16 protein-coding genes and 1 riboswitch are annotated in these 15,532 nt (G+C 44.6%); of the genes, 2 read left to right on the top strand and 14 right to left on the bottom strand.

Annotation, left to right across the window (positions count from 1 at the left end):
* Nucleotides 1-24: 24 nt before the first annotated feature.
* The 9 genes from GC093_RS31265 to GC093_RS31305 all read right to left on the bottom strand — a co-directional run bounded on the left by GC093_RS31265 (nt 25) and on the right by GC093_RS31305 (nt 9,266).
* A complete protein-coding gene (locus GC093_RS31265) occupies nt 25-1,239 on the bottom strand; it encodes a bifunctional 3,4-dihydroxy-2-butanone-4-phosphate synthase/GTP cyclohydrolase II (protein ID WP_171655949.1) in 1,215 nt (404 codons plus the stop codon).
* A 44-nt stretch (nt 1,240-1,283) separates the two neighbouring features.
* Entirely contained in the window at nt 1,284-1,946 is a 663-nt protein-coding gene (ribE, locus tag GC093_RS31270; protein WP_171655857.1) for a riboflavin synthase, read from the bottom strand.
* Between the two features lie 2 nt (nt 1,947-1,948).
* On the bottom strand, nt 1,949-3,061 hold the full coding sequence (gene ribD, locus GC093_RS31275) for a bifunctional diaminohydroxyphosphoribosylaminopyrimidine deaminase/5-amino-6-(5-phosphoribosylamino)uracil reductase RibD (protein ID WP_246315728.1): 1,113 nt from the start codon (nt 3,059-3,061) through the stop codon (nt 1,949-1,951).
* Nucleotides 3,062-3,321: 260 nt separating this feature from the next.
* A riboswitch (FMN riboswitch) is annotated at nt 3,322-3,486 on the bottom strand.
* A gap of 116 nt (nt 3,487-3,602) precedes the next feature.
* Nucleotides 3,603-4,157, bottom strand: a complete 555-nt coding sequence (locus GC093_RS31280) for a stalk domain-containing protein (protein ID WP_171655858.1) — start codon at nt 4,155-4,157, stop codon at nt 3,603-3,605.
* Nucleotides 4,158-4,386: 229 nt separating this feature from the next.
* A complete protein-coding gene (locus GC093_RS31285) occupies nt 4,387-4,818 on the bottom strand; it encodes a peptidylprolyl isomerase (protein ID WP_171655859.1) in 432 nt (143 codons plus the stop codon).
* Between the two features lie 141 nt (nt 4,819-4,959).
* The gene (gene lysA / locus GC093_RS31290; RefSeq protein WP_171655860.1) at nt 4,960-6,291 is read right to left on the bottom strand and encodes a diaminopimelate decarboxylase; all 1,332 of its coding nucleotides are present in this window, start codon (nt 6,289-6,291) and stop codon (nt 4,960-4,962) included.
* Between the two features lie 76 nt (nt 6,292-6,367).
* Nucleotides 6,368-8,161 carry a spore germination protein gene (locus GC093_RS31295; RefSeq protein ID WP_171655861.1) on the bottom strand — a complete coding sequence of 598 codons (1,794 nt, stop codon included), beginning with the start codon at nt 8,159-8,161 and terminating at the stop codon, nt 6,368-6,370.
* A 48-nt stretch (nt 8,162-8,209) separates the two neighbouring features.
* Nucleotides 8,210-8,635: a stage V sporulation protein AB gene (locus tag GC093_RS31300; RefSeq protein ID WP_171655862.1), complete on the bottom strand. Its 426-nt coding sequence runs from the start codon at nt 8,633-8,635 to the stop codon at nt 8,210-8,212.
* A complete protein-coding gene (locus GC093_RS31305) occupies nt 8,628-9,266 on the bottom strand; it encodes a stage V sporulation protein AA (protein ID WP_171655863.1) in 639 nt (212 codons plus the stop codon). Before GC093_RS31305 ends, GC093_RS31300 begins: the two co-directional genes overlap by 8 nt.
* Nucleotides 9,267-9,486: 220 nt before the next feature.
* Between GC093_RS31305 and GC093_RS31310 the strand changes: the two genes are divergently transcribed.
* Nucleotides 9,487-9,702 carry a DUF378 domain-containing protein gene (locus GC093_RS31310; protein WP_171655864.1) on the top strand — a complete coding sequence of 72 codons (216 nt, stop codon included), beginning with the start codon at nt 9,487-9,489 and terminating at the stop codon, nt 9,700-9,702.
* 126 nt (nt 9,703-9,828) lie between these two features.
* Here GC093_RS31310 and sigF read toward each other — a convergent pair whose 3' ends face one another.
* From sigF to GC093_RS31335, 5 genes are all read right to left on the bottom strand, one after another.
* The gene (gene sigF / locus GC093_RS31315; protein ID WP_171655865.1) at nt 9,829-10,584 is read right to left on the bottom strand and encodes an RNA polymerase sporulation sigma factor SigF; all 756 of its coding nucleotides are present in this window, start codon (nt 10,582-10,584) and stop codon (nt 9,829-9,831) included.
* A gap of 14 nt (nt 10,585-10,598) precedes the next feature.
* Nucleotides 10,599-11,078: an anti-sigma F factor gene (spoIIAB, locus tag GC093_RS31320; protein WP_171655866.1), complete on the bottom strand. Its 480-nt coding sequence runs from the start codon at nt 11,076-11,078 to the stop codon at nt 10,599-10,601.
* The gene (gene spoIIAA, locus GC093_RS31325; RefSeq protein ID WP_171655867.1) at nt 11,075-11,428 is read right to left on the bottom strand and encodes an anti-sigma F factor antagonist; all 354 of its coding nucleotides are present in this window, start codon (nt 11,426-11,428) and stop codon (nt 11,075-11,077) included. Before spoIIAA ends, spoIIAB begins: the two co-directional genes overlap by 4 nt.
* A 142-nt stretch (nt 11,429-11,570) precedes the next feature.
* On the bottom strand, nt 11,571-12,770 hold the full coding sequence (locus GC093_RS31330) for a D-alanyl-D-alanine carboxypeptidase family protein (protein WP_171655868.1): 1,200 nt from the start codon (nt 12,768-12,770) through the stop codon (nt 11,571-11,573).
* Between the two features lie 150 nt (nt 12,771-12,920).
* Nucleotides 12,921-14,255 carry a pyrimidine-nucleoside phosphorylase gene (locus GC093_RS31335; RefSeq protein WP_171655869.1) on the bottom strand — a complete coding sequence of 445 codons (1,335 nt, stop codon included), beginning with the start codon at nt 14,253-14,255 and terminating at the stop codon, nt 12,921-12,923.
* Nucleotides 14,256-14,551: 296 nt separating this feature from the next.
* Between GC093_RS31335 and corA the strand changes: the two genes are divergently transcribed.
* On the top strand, nt 14,552-15,505 hold the full coding sequence (gene corA / locus GC093_RS31340) for a magnesium/cobalt transporter CorA (RefSeq protein WP_171655870.1): 954 nt from the start codon (nt 14,552-14,554) through the stop codon (nt 15,503-15,505).
* Nucleotides 15,506-15,532: the final 27 nt, after the last annotated feature.

The following is a 15,532-nucleotide window of genomic DNA, read 5'->3' on the forward strand; positions in this document are numbered from 1 at the left end:
TGTTCAACATCCTTCCGATATTTTTTATATTTGAAAATCAAGCATATGGCCTAATTTTTCATGCTTCGTATGCAAGTAATTCGAGTTAGACTCGTTCTCTTCCATCTGAATTGGAACTCGTTCCACCACTTTTAAACCATAGCCCTCTAGCCCTTTGATCTTCCGCGGATTGTTAGTAAGCAGCCGGATTTGGGAGACCCCTAAGTCTTTAAGGATTTGAGCACCAATACCGTATTCTCGTAAATCAGGGGCAAACCCTAACTTAAGATTCGCATCAACGGTGTCCAATCCTTCTTCCTGAAGCACATAAGCCTTCAACTTATTAATCAAGCCAATGCCGCGGCCCTCTTGTCGCATGTATAAAAGCACGCCAGAACCCGCTTCATCAATCTGCTTCAATGCTGCATTTAGCTGTGGTCCGCAGTCACAACGATGGGAATGAAATACATCTCCCGTTAAGCATTCCGAATGTACTCGAACCAACGTAGGGATCGAACCATCGATCTTACCCTTCACTAAAGCGACATGCTCTTTTTGATCTAATGCATTAGTATAGGCAATTGCTCTATAAACACCGTAGTCCGTAGGAAGCTTTGCTTCAACCTCGCGCTGAACCAGTTTCTCCTTCAGATTGCGGTATTGAATTAGATCTCGGATAGTAATGATTTTCATATCATGCTTGCGGCTGAACTCCAGCAGCTCTGGAACACGGGCCATCTCCCCATCTTCTTTAATGACCTCGCAAATAACTGCCGCTGGGTAAGAACCACACATCCGGGCTAGATCAACTGCTGCTTCTGTATGTCCTGTTCTCCGCAGTACACCGCCTTTTTTGGCGATCAATGGAAAAATATGACCAGGACGTCGAAAGTTTTGAGCTTTCGTAGATGGATCAATCAAGGCTTTAACTGTCATCGAACGCTCAGAAGCAGAAATGCCTGTTGTCGTGTCACTATGATCCACTGAAACTGTAAATGCTGTTCCATGATAATCCGTATTTCTAGCTACCATTGGGGGAAGCTCCAGCTCCTGGGCACGTTCCTCCGTAATGGGCACGCAGACAAGTCCACGACCTTCCTTGATCATAAAATTAATGACCTCTGGAGTCGCTTTATCCGCTAATGCGATAAAATCGCCTTCATTCTCGCGGTCCTCATCGTCGACTACTATGATAATCTTGCCTAGGATCAAATCATAGATGGCTTCTTCAATCGTATGAAATTGGCTCGGTTCCGTCATTTCCACTCCCTGCCTTCCTTATCTCTTAATTTCTATCTATTCGATTAAATAAATCCGTTATCCGCCAGAAAAGCTTCGGTTAATGTGCTTTGTCTTTTTACCGTTTCACCACCGCTGCGGAAATTCAACAGCTTTTCGACATATTTACCAAGAACATCTGCCTCAAGATTAACTTGATCACCGGGCTGCTTGGTTTGTAAAACAGTCTGAGCAAGCGTATGCGGTATGATAGAAACGGTAAAACGCTGCTCTGACACATGAACCAACGTCAGGCTAATGCCGTCTATTGTAATGGAGCCGTGTGGAATCATATACTTCAGAATAGCTGTGTCCTCCGGCTCAATCTGAAATACAACAGCATTCTCTTCAGGTGTGCGACCGGTAATAATCCCCGTTGAATCCACATGGCCTTGAACGATATGACCGCCGAAACGGCCTCCTGAAGCCATTGCGCGCTCCAAATTGACTCGATCACCAATATGAAGCTTTTGGAGAGACGTTCTGCGGAATGTTTCCGGCATCACATCGACTGTTATTGAAGTTTCATCGAACTGGATAACCGTTAAACATACGCCATTTACCGAAATGCTGTCCCCCAGATGTACATCCTCCAATATTCGCTTCGCCCCGACAGTCAGTACCATCGCTTGCCCCTGCTTCGTTATCCTTCTCATGGTCCCAATCTCTTCAATAATACCTGTAAACATGCCTACACCTCGTTCCTGTATAGCGGATAACCGGCAATACAAATGTCTTCGCCAAACTGCTTCACCAGGGTACGCTCCAAGTGAATGGCATCCTTCATTAATTCGAAACCTGGAAACTGAAAATTATCAGGGGCCAAGCTGCCGCCTCCGACAATTTTGGGAGCAAAGAACATCAGTAGCTTATCAATCAAGCCAAGCTCCAACATGGAGCCGTTAAGCCGCCCTCCGCCTTCAAGTAAAATCGACGAGATTTCTCTCTCGCCGAGCAATTCCATGGCTCTAGTCAAATTCACTTGTGGACCAGCTCCACAATCCAACACGGTCACACCAGCAGCATCCAACTCCTGCCGTTTTGTTTGATCGGCTTCCGCTGTTGTTAGCACAAGGGTCTCAGCCGAACGATCGACCACAACTTGAGCATCCAGAGGCAGGCGCAAGTCTGAATCTACTATCACACGAATCGGGTGCAAGCCCGGTATATCCAATCTAGTTGTTAACAGCGGATCATCACTCAGCACGGTACCGATACCAACCATAATAGCTTGATTGCGGTGGCGCAATGTGTGAACGTAGCCTCTTGATTGTGCATTTGTAATCCATTTACTATCACCTGTACGTGACGCAATCTTACCGTCTAAAGTGCTGGCTGTTTTTAAAGTAACAAATGGACGTCTCGTCATGATGAACTTGTTAAAGACTTCATTCAGCTGCCGAGCTTCTTTCTCCAGCAAGCCTACATCCACTTCAATGCCGTGATTTCTCAGCTTGGCAATCCCTGTTCCTGCTACAAGCGGATTGGGATCACTACAGCCGACAACTACCCGTTTAACTTTTTCCTTAATCAACCGGTCACTGCATGGCGGAGTTTGACCGTGATGACTGCAAGGCTCCAGAGTAACGTAGGCGGTACTTCCTTCTGCTTCCTCTCCAGCCATCTGTAGAGCATGAATTTCCGCATGGGGAGTCCCTCGTTTCAGATGTGCGCCCATTCCAACGATACGGCCCTCTTTTACTAGCACACAACCAACAACTGGATTAATACCCGTTTGTCCTGTCGCGCCTTCTGCAAGCTGTATCGCCAGCTGCATGTAGTATTCATCATTCAATAGTTGCAAAATTCAGCTCCCTCCCCCTAACTTACAGAGTAACCGATGGACTCGTTTAAAACGGATACTTCTATGTGATAACAAAAAAGGCCCACTTTTCCTAAGAAAAGGGGCTTGTGTGTGATAGGCATACGTAAAAACGCAGAACAAATAGGTCAAGTGACATAGCTGAATAATACTGACAGCACAAAGTAAACAGTCGCTTGAGACTGTTAATTAAATAAACTGAGGCTGCTCAGTTTCAGGCATGACAAAATAATACTGTTCTCGTTTTCCTTCTCCCATCCAGACTATACTGTCGGTCTCGGAATTTCACCAAGTCCACCGCCTGCGGCTTACAAGAAGCTGCAGAACGGGTCACGGACTGAACAAAGCGCGCTAGAGCGCTTCGTATCACCGCCGGTGGGGAATTGCACCCCGCCCCGAAGGAAATCATTTTACTGTAGGTATCTGAATATTCAAAATACCTCAATTGCTTAGAAATATTATCATTAACTAAAAAAAAAAGCAAGGAAATTATCCTCACTTTTAATTAGTAAATATATTAAATTCATTTAGATATATTAAATTTATTGTTTTCGAGACTTATTTTCAGGCCCAATTCTTCCACCGCAAATCGCCAAGTCATTGGAAAATAAGTGACATCGTTAAAAACCAAAACCGGAAATTCTTCTTTGTCATTATCAATTTCGTTATTATTTACGCGAATTGAAAATTCGGGCATCTTAGCGTACAAATGTCTGGCAGAAATAATAGCTACTTCATTGGCAAGCTTTTTGGGTCCTTGATTGCTTTTATTAATAGCAAAGCCTTTCTCAGCATCCCAACGTACATCTAATCCAAGGGCTTGTGTAAATCCCCACGTCATTGGGAAATAGGTTACTCCTTCGTACATCAAGACAGGATATTTCGATATTCCATTGTCAAAATGTAAGTTGTTGATCGTAATTTTGAAGCTCGGAAACTTGACTTCGTACACCTTCTTCTGATTGATAGTGTCGCCGCTTAGCCCAGAAGAATTGTTCGAAGAATTGGCTAATGTTAGTGAGGGGAATAGGATGAATAGTACCAGGACTAATAAACTACGAACAAAACTGATTTTCATGGGCTTTTGCACCTCCAAATAGTTAGTTATGCCCACGACTATAGTACCACGTTCTGACTATTAGTCTCAACTGAAAAGTATCTATCAGAGCATAACTAATAACCATCCTATGCTTGTCCCTGTACACAAATACCACTTTATTCCCAAAAAAGAAAAAGTCGAACATTCCTTGTTCTCCAAGGAAGTTCGACCTTTTAAACCTATGTAGCTCTTCGATTATGATATGATTTTACACTTCAACGATCTTAACGGATTCCATTTTGTCTTTTCCTTTGAAAGCATCAACAAGATCCATACCGGAAACAACTTTGCCGAATACAGTATGCTGACCATCCAAATGAGGCTGCGGCTGATAAGCAATGTAGAACTGGCTGCCTCCAGTATTACGTCCAGCATGCGCCATAGCTAAAGATCCGCGTTCATGCTTGTTAGGATTAATTTCGCAGTTGATTTGGTAACCAGGACCACCAGTTCCTGTTCCGGACGGGCATCCTCCTTGTGCTACAAAACCAGGAATTACACGGTGAAATACCAAACCATCATAGAATCCTTCGTTAGCTAATTTCTCGAAATTAGCTACTGTGTTCGGTGCATCCTTTTCGAATAAATCAATGACGACCTCGCCGCCATTAGCTAGTTTAACATGTGCTTGCTTTGCCATAATGTATATAACACTCCTTTAATTATTCAATGTGTTTTATTGTACTATATATGCCGAGTCTGCACAAATTTTAGCAAAAAATGAGAACGTCGGCAACCGATGGTTGACCGGAGCCGACGTTCTGCCGCTATTCATTCCGTGCTAAACCGTTTTGGAAACTTGCTTCATCCGCGAAGGCACAAGATCATTGCCCACGATATCATCATAGGTTTCACGCTTAACGACGATATCCGCTTCTCCATCCTTTACAAACAAGACAGCAGGTCTGCGGATCCGGTTATAGTTGCTTGCCATTGAATAGTTATAAGCACCTGTGCAGGTTACAGCCAGAATATCACCTGTATTTACCTTTGGCAGCTCCACATCCCAGATCAGCATATCGCCGCTCTCACAGCATTTACCTGCTATAGAGACTACTTCTTCAACCGGCTCATTCGCTCGGTTCGCAAGAATCGCCTCATAGCGGGAATCGTAAAGCGCAGGACGCGGGTTATCCGTCATCCCGCCATCAACTGCAACATATTTACGAATGCCGGGAATATCCTTGTAGGTGCCAACCGTATAAAGCGTAGTACCAGAATCGCCTACAATACTGCGGCCTGGCTCAATCCAGATCTCAGGTGTAGGATAATCATATTGGCTGAAATTGGTTTTAATCGACTCTGTGATCGCTTGAACGTAGCTGGCAACTGGAAGCGGAGTGTCGCCTTCCACATAGCGGATACCAAACCCTCCACCCAAATTAATGACGGAGAAAATAAATCCAAGCTCATCGCGAACCTTCGCAGCAAAACCAATGACTTTATCGACTGCCAATTGGAACCCTTCAACTTCGAATATTTGTGATCCAATATGAGAATGAACCCCTAGCAGCTGTATATTAGAAAGCTGCAGCACCTCTTGAACCGCTTGATAAGCCGAGCCATTGTCCAAATCGAAGCCGAATTTCGAATCGTTCTGTCCTGTGGATATATACTCATGGGTATGCGCTTCTACACCTGGTGTAATGCGGAATAACACATTCACCTTCTGGCGTTTTTCTGACGCGATAGCATTCAGCATATGCAGCTCTACCAGATTATCTACAACAAAGCAGCCAATCTGTTCATCAATTGCCATAGCAATTTCATATGGCGTCTTATTGTTGCCATGAAAATGAATCCGTTCTGCAGGAAAACCAGCTTGCAGAGCCGTATAAAGCTCCCCATCGGATACAACATCAAGCGACAAGCCTTCTTCTTCTACAATGCGGCACATAGCCATAACACAGAATGCTTTACTTGCATAGGCAACCTGAAACTTCAGACCGGAAGCACGGAAAGCATCCACAAACTCACGGCATCTTTGACGAATTAATGCTTCATCCATTACATATAAGGGCGTTCCGAATTGTTGCACCAGTTCTGTAGCGTCACGGCCGCCGATTTGAAGGTGGCCTTTATCATTTATTTTACTTGTTCCATGCAGGTACATAGTCAGCTTTCCTCTCCTGTAAACATTACCTCTAAGTTACCATAATGAAGTGTATGCTGACAATACACAAAGCGCTTTACGCTTTGGGATTACGAGTGCTGTCTGATGTTTTGGTTAAGCTCATTCTTGTTTTTGCTGTTAAAAAAGGCCTTCTGAGCAATATCTCAGTCAACGCTTTTCCGTTAAATGGTATAAAAGGCCACATATAAGGCGCATTATAGGATCTTTTGGCTGAAAGATACATTAACCATACCGTAGAGGCAATGATAAAACCAGGCACTTTAAAAATTGCAGTTGCTACCAGCAGCATCAATCTGGTCAAGCGGTTTGCAAGACTCATTTCGTAGCTCGGGGTTGCAAAAGTGCCTACAGCCGCAACTGCCAAATACAATATGACTTCATTTACGAACAGCCCCGTCTTTACAGCAACGTCACCAACCAGTATCGCGGCCACCAAGCCCATAGCGGTAGCTAGAGGTGAAGGTGTATGAACGGCTGCCATTCGCATCAGATCCGTACCGACCTCGGCGATTAAGAACTGCAGCAGCAGCGGAATATTGGCTTGTTTTTGCGGCCCAATAAATTCAAGGCCAGCAGGCTTCAGTTCGGGAGCAGTCACAAGCAGAAACCAAAGAGGCAGCAGAAATAACGAAGCCGCGATTCCAATGAAACGGACCCAGCGCAGGTATGTCCCCACCATCGGGGTCTGTCTGTACTCCTCCGCATGCTGGACATGGTGAAAAAATGTAGTAGGCAAAATAATAACACTGGGCGATGTGTCCACAAATACTGCAACATGTCCTTCCAATAGGTGAACCGACACGACATCGGGCCTCTCCGAATAACGCACCATCGGATACGGATTCCAGCCCTTTCCACAAATGGCTTCCTCTAATTGTTTCTCTGCCAGCGGGAGTCCATCAACCTCGACCTGTTTGACTTTATCACGAATGGATTCTATCAAAGTAGGATCGCAAATATCATCAATATAGGCTAAGCAAATATCTGTATGTGTTCTTCTTCCGACTCGATGCATTTCCAACTTCAGCCGCGGGTCGCGAATTCGCCGTCTAACCAGCGTTACATTCGTAAGCAGTGTTTCCACGAAGCCATCTCTTGCCCCGCGCACCACACGCTCCAAATCAGGTTCTGCTGTAGAACGCACCGGGAAGGTTTTGGCATCCACCAGAAGGGCTGAAGAACAACCTTCGAAGAAAAAAGCTGTAGCTCCGGTGGCGACGGTATCTATAACCTCGCTTAAGCTATTGGACTCCTTGACTTGGATGTGAGGAACTAGCGCATCCATAAAAAGCTGTACCGTATCCTGCCCTTCATCTCCGTGAACGCTATGCTTAATTGGGGAAGAGGATAAGTCATTCTGAGCCGATTCTCCAGTATCCACTACCTCTGATAATCGCATAAGTATTTCAGTGAGCACGGTATCTTTTGCAAACCCGTTGTAATAATATATACCTGTCTTCTGCCCTCCAAATACCATCTCCCGAAACACAACATCAAAGCTTATATTAAATCCAACACGCTCCTCAAGCTCCCTTTTCAGCTCACCGAAGTCAGTTGTTATAATGTCATCTTTATTCTGATTAGATCCCTCTTCTTTCTTCTCTCCTTCTTCTGGCGGCTTCCCCATCTCAGTGTTTCGTCTACGCTCTTGAATGCCTCGATGCTCTTGATGAACCTGATCTATGATATTGCCTTCCTCGTCTATAGCAAGCTTAGCTTCTTGGTTTGGACTTTCATAGTTAACTTCATCATGGTTTGCTGCATCCTGGTTAAGAGCATCATTGTGTACGGCTTCTTTCTTATCAACGCGTCCCAATAATTGTGTAGGTTTGATATGTGTTTTTTTCATGGTGTCATCAGCCTCCCTGCATCTTGGTTAAGTTTAACTTAGCACCTTTTATTCTAAAAAATGCAGCCAATCCAATAAAGAACCTACCATTTTCCCAAAAATCATCGCCATCAACAGCCAGATCATATACGAGCCCATTCCAATCCGTTTCGCTAATATAGGAAGCACATTAACCACTTCCGTTAGGGCTCCTGCCAGCATTCCGATAAACCCCCCAGCAAACAGACCAAATACTGCCGCTGACAGCGGGAACAGAGAATACGTGATATTAAAAAAATCGGTGCATGTAAAAAATAACGAGCCCAAAATTACTGCCCCTTCATACCAGCCTATTAAGTGATAGGAGCGGGTAATCTGTGCCAGACGAGGCAGTACATCCAGCACAATCAGAAAAGCCACCATGCCGCTGCCAACTGCTAAACCACCCGCAAAACCAATAAATATTTGTACGGGGATTACCCACCATTCATTCATGACGACGATCCTCCGCTTCAAATATTTTCGTATATTCCTCTGCGGTGACGTAATAATTCACATTTTCCTGATACATAAACATTTCTAATTCCAGCGGACTTGGCTCTTCATTGAACTTCTTTTTGAATAGATGGTTAAAAAACACAATCATGCCTATACCAATCCCAATTGAATAAGGAATTTGCAGAAGCAGCGGATGCTCCACCCATTTCCCTGTTAAAAGCTGATAAATGCGTTGATGCACAACACCCATACTCACATCAGCATGAAAGTTCATTATTGCAAGACCTGAGCCTATAAAAAGTAACAGCCAAACCATAACAATCAATATTAAACTGGGAGGTTTACGTTTCTCGGATATTTCAATTAAGCAATGAGGTTCGCCAAAATGCTCAATCTGCATAAATGGAAATTGCCGTTTTATCCTGTCAACAATAAGTAACATATCGATCAATACAATATTGCCCTCGTTGTCCTTTGGCTCAAGCAGCAGCAGTTTGTGCAGAGCATATTCATACTGGGGGTCTACAAGCATTTGCGCAATCCTTCCTAGGTGAACGGATTCACCGCGACGGATACACATCCTTTTACGCAAACGGATATACAAGATTGAGACGGGAGCTGGTTGCATCCGCATTCACTTCCCTTGTTCATTTATGTGACAACCAGCCTCGTATTGGCTATTTCAGAAGTTATTGGTTGTACAGATATCCCATAGTATGAAAAAAAAGTGCAGCTCATAAACATGATTTTGTCTGGCAAAAATTCTCTCTCCATGTATAACTTTTTATCTTTTATGAAAAGATTATATATACGGACATAAATTCCTATTTAAAGAGAGGATGTTGGTCATGGGCAAATTTGCTCTAACCTTAGTCATTATCGGAGCTTTGAATTGGTTATTGGTCGGGTTATTCCAGTGGGATCTGGTTAGTGCGATATTCGGCGGTGATTCTCACCGGGCATCATCAGGGTTCAGCCGAATCATCTATACATTGGTGGGTTTAAGCGGCTTGTATTGCATCAAATATTTGTTCTTGGACGAATCTCGGGGTAGAGCCAGATAATAGGCGGAAACTACATTCAGACACAAAAAAACCAGATGCCATAGTCATAGGCGGCATCTGGTTTTTTTTGTACAGCAGGGGGCGTCCTCAGCCTAAATAATCAACTGATTGAATCAGCAAATTGCGCTACTGGGCGATCTGGTCTTTGATCGATTGCAGTATTTTTTTCTCGAGCCTCGATACCTGCACTTGAGAAATACCTAATCGATTTGCCACCTCAGATTGAGTTTGATCTCGGAAATACCGCAGATAAACAATCAACCGTTCTCGCTCGCTTAATGTCCCGATGGCTTCATTCAATGCAAGCTTCTCAAACCACTTGTCCTGTCCATCATCAGCGATTTGGTCCATTAATGTTATCGGATCCCCATCGTTCTCAAATACGGTTTCATGAATAGACGAGAGAGGCTTATTAGCTTCTTGAGCGAAGACCACATCCTCGGGCGTGATTTGCAGCTCTTCTGCCACTTCTTTGATCGTAGGCAGCCTTCCATTTCGTTTGGACAACTCATCCTTTGTTTTGCGAATCTTGTTGGCCAATTCCTTAAGCGATCGACTAACCTTAAGTGTGCCGTCATCACGTAAAAAACGTTGGATTTCACCAATTATCATAGGCACAGCGTAGGTAGAAAACTTGACGTCATAGGACAAATCGAATTTGTCCACTGACTTCAACAGTCCGATACAACCAATTTGAAACAAATCCTCGGCCTCGTAGCCTCGGTTCAAAAAGCGCTGTACAACGGACCAAACCAAACGAATATTGCAGTTTACTAACGTTTCTCTGGCAAGCGCATCTCCGGATTGGCTTAAAGCAATTAACCGTTTGACCTCGGTATCATCCAAATAGCTGTGGGAGGCATGTTTCAAATCGACATCCATAGTTGATCAGACCCCTAATTGAACAAAGCTTTTTTAGATTCAATTCGCTTTTTCATTTTGATTTTTGTACCGATCCCAACAGTCGTCGTCACTTCGAATTCATCCATAAAATTTTCCATAATCGTAAAGCCCATTCCCGAACGTTCCAGCTCCGGCTTCGTAGTGTACAAGGGCTGCTTGGCTTGTTCCAGATCGATAATTCCTGCACCCTGGTCCTCTATAGTGAGGTAAACCATCTCATCGTCTATCTCCGCTTGAATAGTAACTACACCATCCGGTCGATTGTTATATCCATGTATGATCGAATTGGTAACGGCTTCGGATACAACCGTTTTAAGATCTGTAAGCTCATCAAGCGTTGGATCCAGTTGAGAAACAAAGGCAGCGACTGCAACGCGCGCAAATGCTTCATTCTCTGAACGGCTGGCAAACTGCAGAGTCATAAAATTCCGCTCACTGTCAGCAAAACTGCGAAGCGTATTGTTTTCACTCATGATACAACCTCCAAACTGCTTAGAGCTTGAGTTTCGTTATCCTGAATGGACAATATTTTGAATAACCCCGACATTTCAAACAATCGATAAACGGATGGATTAACATCACATACAACCATCTTTCCGCCTTTAGCCACAATCTGCTTGTAACGCCCGAGAATGACTCCAAGCCCTGAGCTGTCCATAAAGGACAATTCCTTCAAGCTTAAGATGATATGACTCACATTACCTTTCTCAAGCGCTTCCTCCATACGTGCCCTGACCGTATCGGCAGTGTGATGATCCAACTCACCCTTAAGCCGGACAATCAATGCTTTTCGCTGATGCTTTAGTTCAATATGAAGACTCAAGCTGTTCACTCCTTCCCTTTCATGCACACTCATTTCTACACGGGATTTACCTTTTCCTGCCACCCGACAAAACTAGAAGAAATGCGCCACAATCAGGAAAAATGCGACATTTTACGCTTGAGCCTGCTACGGATTCAGGAGATCATTTTACGCTCTCTGCTGGATCCATATAGAACAAATGTTTGGCCGTACGTTTCATCAGCATCCACCAGCCCGCCTTTTTAACTTCTACGGACGATTCTAATGGAAATTCAGATAAGACCTGATCACCTTTGTAAACAACAATTTTACCTATGGACTGACCGACTGCAATCGGTGCTTTTAAATTTGGATTGATCTGTACTTCATGGCGGACTCCGTCACCAGCCTCACCTTTTTTCAAAACAATGCTAAATGGATGCTTGGCCGTAATTGGCACAACTGCCTGCTCGCCTTTGCTGACTTTAAATTCACCTATGGCATCACCGGTTTTATAGATCGAATAGTTGGTATACTGGGAAAAAGCGTAATCGAATAAACCTGACACTTCCGCATTCCGCGTTTTCGTATTCGGTTCGCCCAATACAACAGCTACGATTCTAAAATTATCTCTCTTTGCGGTTGCGGATAAACAAAACTTGGCCTCACTCGTATAGCCTGTTTTCAACCCGTCAGCTCCGCTGTAAAAGCGCACTAATTTATTCGTGTTAACCAACCAGAACGGTTTCGATGTTTCTTTTCTAAGGTAATCTTGATACATCCCCGTATACTGGGTGATTTCTTCGTGCTTTAGCAGCTCACGTGACATGATAGCAATATCCATAGCTGACGAATAGTGATTATCAATCGGTAGGCCATTAGGATTGGAAAAATGAGTGTTTTTCGTCCCAAGCTGCTGAGCGCGTTCATTCATCATTTGTACAAAAGCGGCCTCAGAGCCTGCCAGTTTCTCTGCCATCGCTACTGAAGCATCATTCCCTGATGCCAATGCAATGCCCTTCAGCATATCTTGTACTGTCATTTCTTCGCCTGGCTCCAGGAAAATTTGCGAGCCTCCCATGGATGCAGCATATTCACTGGTGCGTACTTTATCATCCATTTTGATTTTCCCTTGATCCAGCGCTTCCATAATTAGAAGCATCGTCATGATTTTAGTAATGCTGGCAGGAGGAAGCTTGGCATCTTTATTTTTCTCAAACAGGATCGTTCCCGTATCCGCATCCATCACGACAGCCGAAGTAGCGTTCGGTGTCAAATCAATTGTCGGACTCGGAGCCTTCTTTTCTTCCGCAAACGCGGCCGGCAATGCTAATGCCATTAGCAAATGAATCGAAATAAACAGCTGTAGTACCTTCTTGAGCATCCCTTTCTACCCCTCCATAAATAAGGTTATATTGCTGCTAATCAGTGTTGACTAGTTTGCATCAAAATATTCCATTACAGGAATGAAAAAGCAAAACACCCACTTACCGGACTCTACCGGTAAGCGGGTGTTCTATATTGAACCAGCTAACTATTGAAGCATCTGTACCCCATCCTTGGTGACAACCGCATAGATGAGAGGAGCCTTCACTACCTCACCTTGGCTTAAGGTGAAGACGCTACGTGTCCGCTGCGTCATATCCTCGGTGAACATTGGTTCATTACGGTTCATGTACAATTCTGCAAGGGTCTCGCCTGCTGATACACGATCACCGACTTTTTTGCTAAGCACGATGCCAACCGCTAGATCTATGTGATCCTCCTTCGTTGCTCTCCCAGCACCGAGCATCATCGCCGTAATGCCTAACGCTTCGGCGTCAATGTGAGATACTGTACCGTCCTCCAATGCCTGCACAGGCACCTGATATGCCGCTGATGGCAGCAGCTCCACCCGATCGGCGACCTCCGGGTTTCCCCCCTGAGCTGCGATCAGCTCTCTCAGCTTGCCCAGTGCTGCGCCGCTGCGGAGCAGCTCCTCGGCGAGGCTCCTCGCTTCGCTGTAGGACGCCGCCTTGCCGCCAAGCTGAAGCATATGGGCGCCGAGCACCAGACACAGCTCTGTCAGATCGTCAGGCCCTTCTCCGCGCAGCGTATCAATGGCCTCACGTACCTCCAGAGCATTGCCAATAGCGAGCCCTAGCGGCTCGTCCATGTTTGTTATGACGGCTACGGTTTCCCTGCCGACCTGATCTCCGATCTCGACCATGGCTTGAGCCAGCTTTATGGAATCCTCCAGTGACTTCATGAAAGCGCCGCTGCCGGTTTTCACATCCAGCACAATGGCATCGGCCCCCGATGCGATCTTCTTGCTCATAATCGAGCTCGCAATCAAAGGGATCGAATCTACTGTAGCCGTTACGTCGCGAAGCCCATAGAGCTTCTTATCTGCTGGCGTGATATTGCCCGATTGACTTATAACAGAAACCCCGATCGATTTCACCTGCTCTAGAAATTGCTCCTTCGTCAGCTCCACCTTAAAACCCTCTATGGCCTCTAGCTTATCAATAGTTCCGCCCGTATGCCCTAGTCCGCGGCCTGACATTTTGGCAACAGGTACACCTGCTGCAGCTGCCAGCGGAGCCAGAATTAAGGTTGTAGTGTCCCCAACTCCACCCGTGCTGTGTTTATCCACCTTCACTCCGGGAATTGAGCTTAAATCAGCCTGATCGCCCGATCGCGCCATCGCTAAGGTCAAGTCAGCTGTCTCCGCAGCTGTCATGCCATTAAAGTAAACGGCCATCGCCCAAGCGGACATTTGATAATCGGGTATTTCTCCGCTGACATAGCCCTGAATTAATGCTTCAATTTCCTGTGTAGTTAATGGCTTGCCATCCCGTTTCTTTTGGATGATATCAACTGTTCTCATTTCAGCCACCCCACTAATTTAGATTCATTACAAACAACCATCTAAATTTTAACATAAAACATCCCTTACATCGACCACATACCTAAGCAGTTGCTCCTCTTGCGTTGAATCGATAAAATCAGCTGTATCAGCATAACTCCACTTCGGGTGAAGGCAGCACCGTAACTGTCTTTTAGGATCGCTATAGGATGATGAAGAATTGCGGGATCCTTCTGTTCAACATCAATGAGGAAGTGTATCCTTTAAATAGAGAATTGGACAAAATGAGAGCACTGAACTCTAAGGAGGAGCCCCCTTTGATTCGAATATTGGCTATTAATGAGGAATACGAACTGCTTACTGATATATCCGTTCAAGACCTTAAGGATAATCCGAACATTTTCTGGTATTGGGTTGATTTCAACGAGCCGACGGAGGAAGAAGCTCTTTTACTGGAAACACATTTTCATTTTCACCCGCTCGCTATAGAGGATTGTTTCCACTTATTGCAGCGGCCTAAAGTCGACCATTACGAGGATGTTAACTTCTTTGTTGTGCATGCCCTTAATCCCATTTCCTTAGCTGCTGAAGAAGTAGATTTATTCTGGGGAAATCAATTTATTGTCACCTTTCATTTATTCCCTTGCAGTGAAATAGATGATGCCTGGAGCCGGATGACCGAACAAAGCAAGCTTCGAGAAAAAGGCCATGCATATGCCGCCTACCTGGTTATGGATAAGCTGGTGGATGAGTATTTTCCAAGTGTGTATCAGATTGAGGATCAACTCAATGAAATCGAAGCCAAAGGAAAAGGCGAGTCCATTCATGAGCTGATGAACCAAGTATTTGAAATCAGGGCCCGGTTGTTAAAGCTCCGAAAAACAATTATTCCTATGAGGGACCTCTTTTATAGAATCATAAGCACCGATAAGATTGATGGAATTAAATCACATATCGTCTATTTTACCGATGTTTATGACCATCTTCTCAAGCTTTCCGAACTTATTGATTCGAATAGAGATATGACGGCTGATATAAGAGACAGCTACATCTCTCTGAACTCAAACCGAATGAATGAGATTATGAAAACTTTAACCGTGATCACGACTATCTTCATGCCGCTTACCTTTCTGGCCGGAATTTACGGAATGAATTTTCAATATATGCCGGAGCTTACTTGGCACTGGGGCTATTTCATTTGTCTGCTTGTGATGTTTGGAATAGGGCTTGGAATGTATAGCTGGTTTCGTAAAAAGGGATGGTTTGATTAAAGCAGGAACTATGTCCTCATGGGCAAC

The sequence above is a fragment of the Paenibacillus foliorum genome, assembly GCF_013141765.1.
GTDB lineage: Bacteria > Bacillota > Bacilli > Paenibacillales > NBRC-103111 > Paenibacillus_S > Paenibacillus_S foliorum.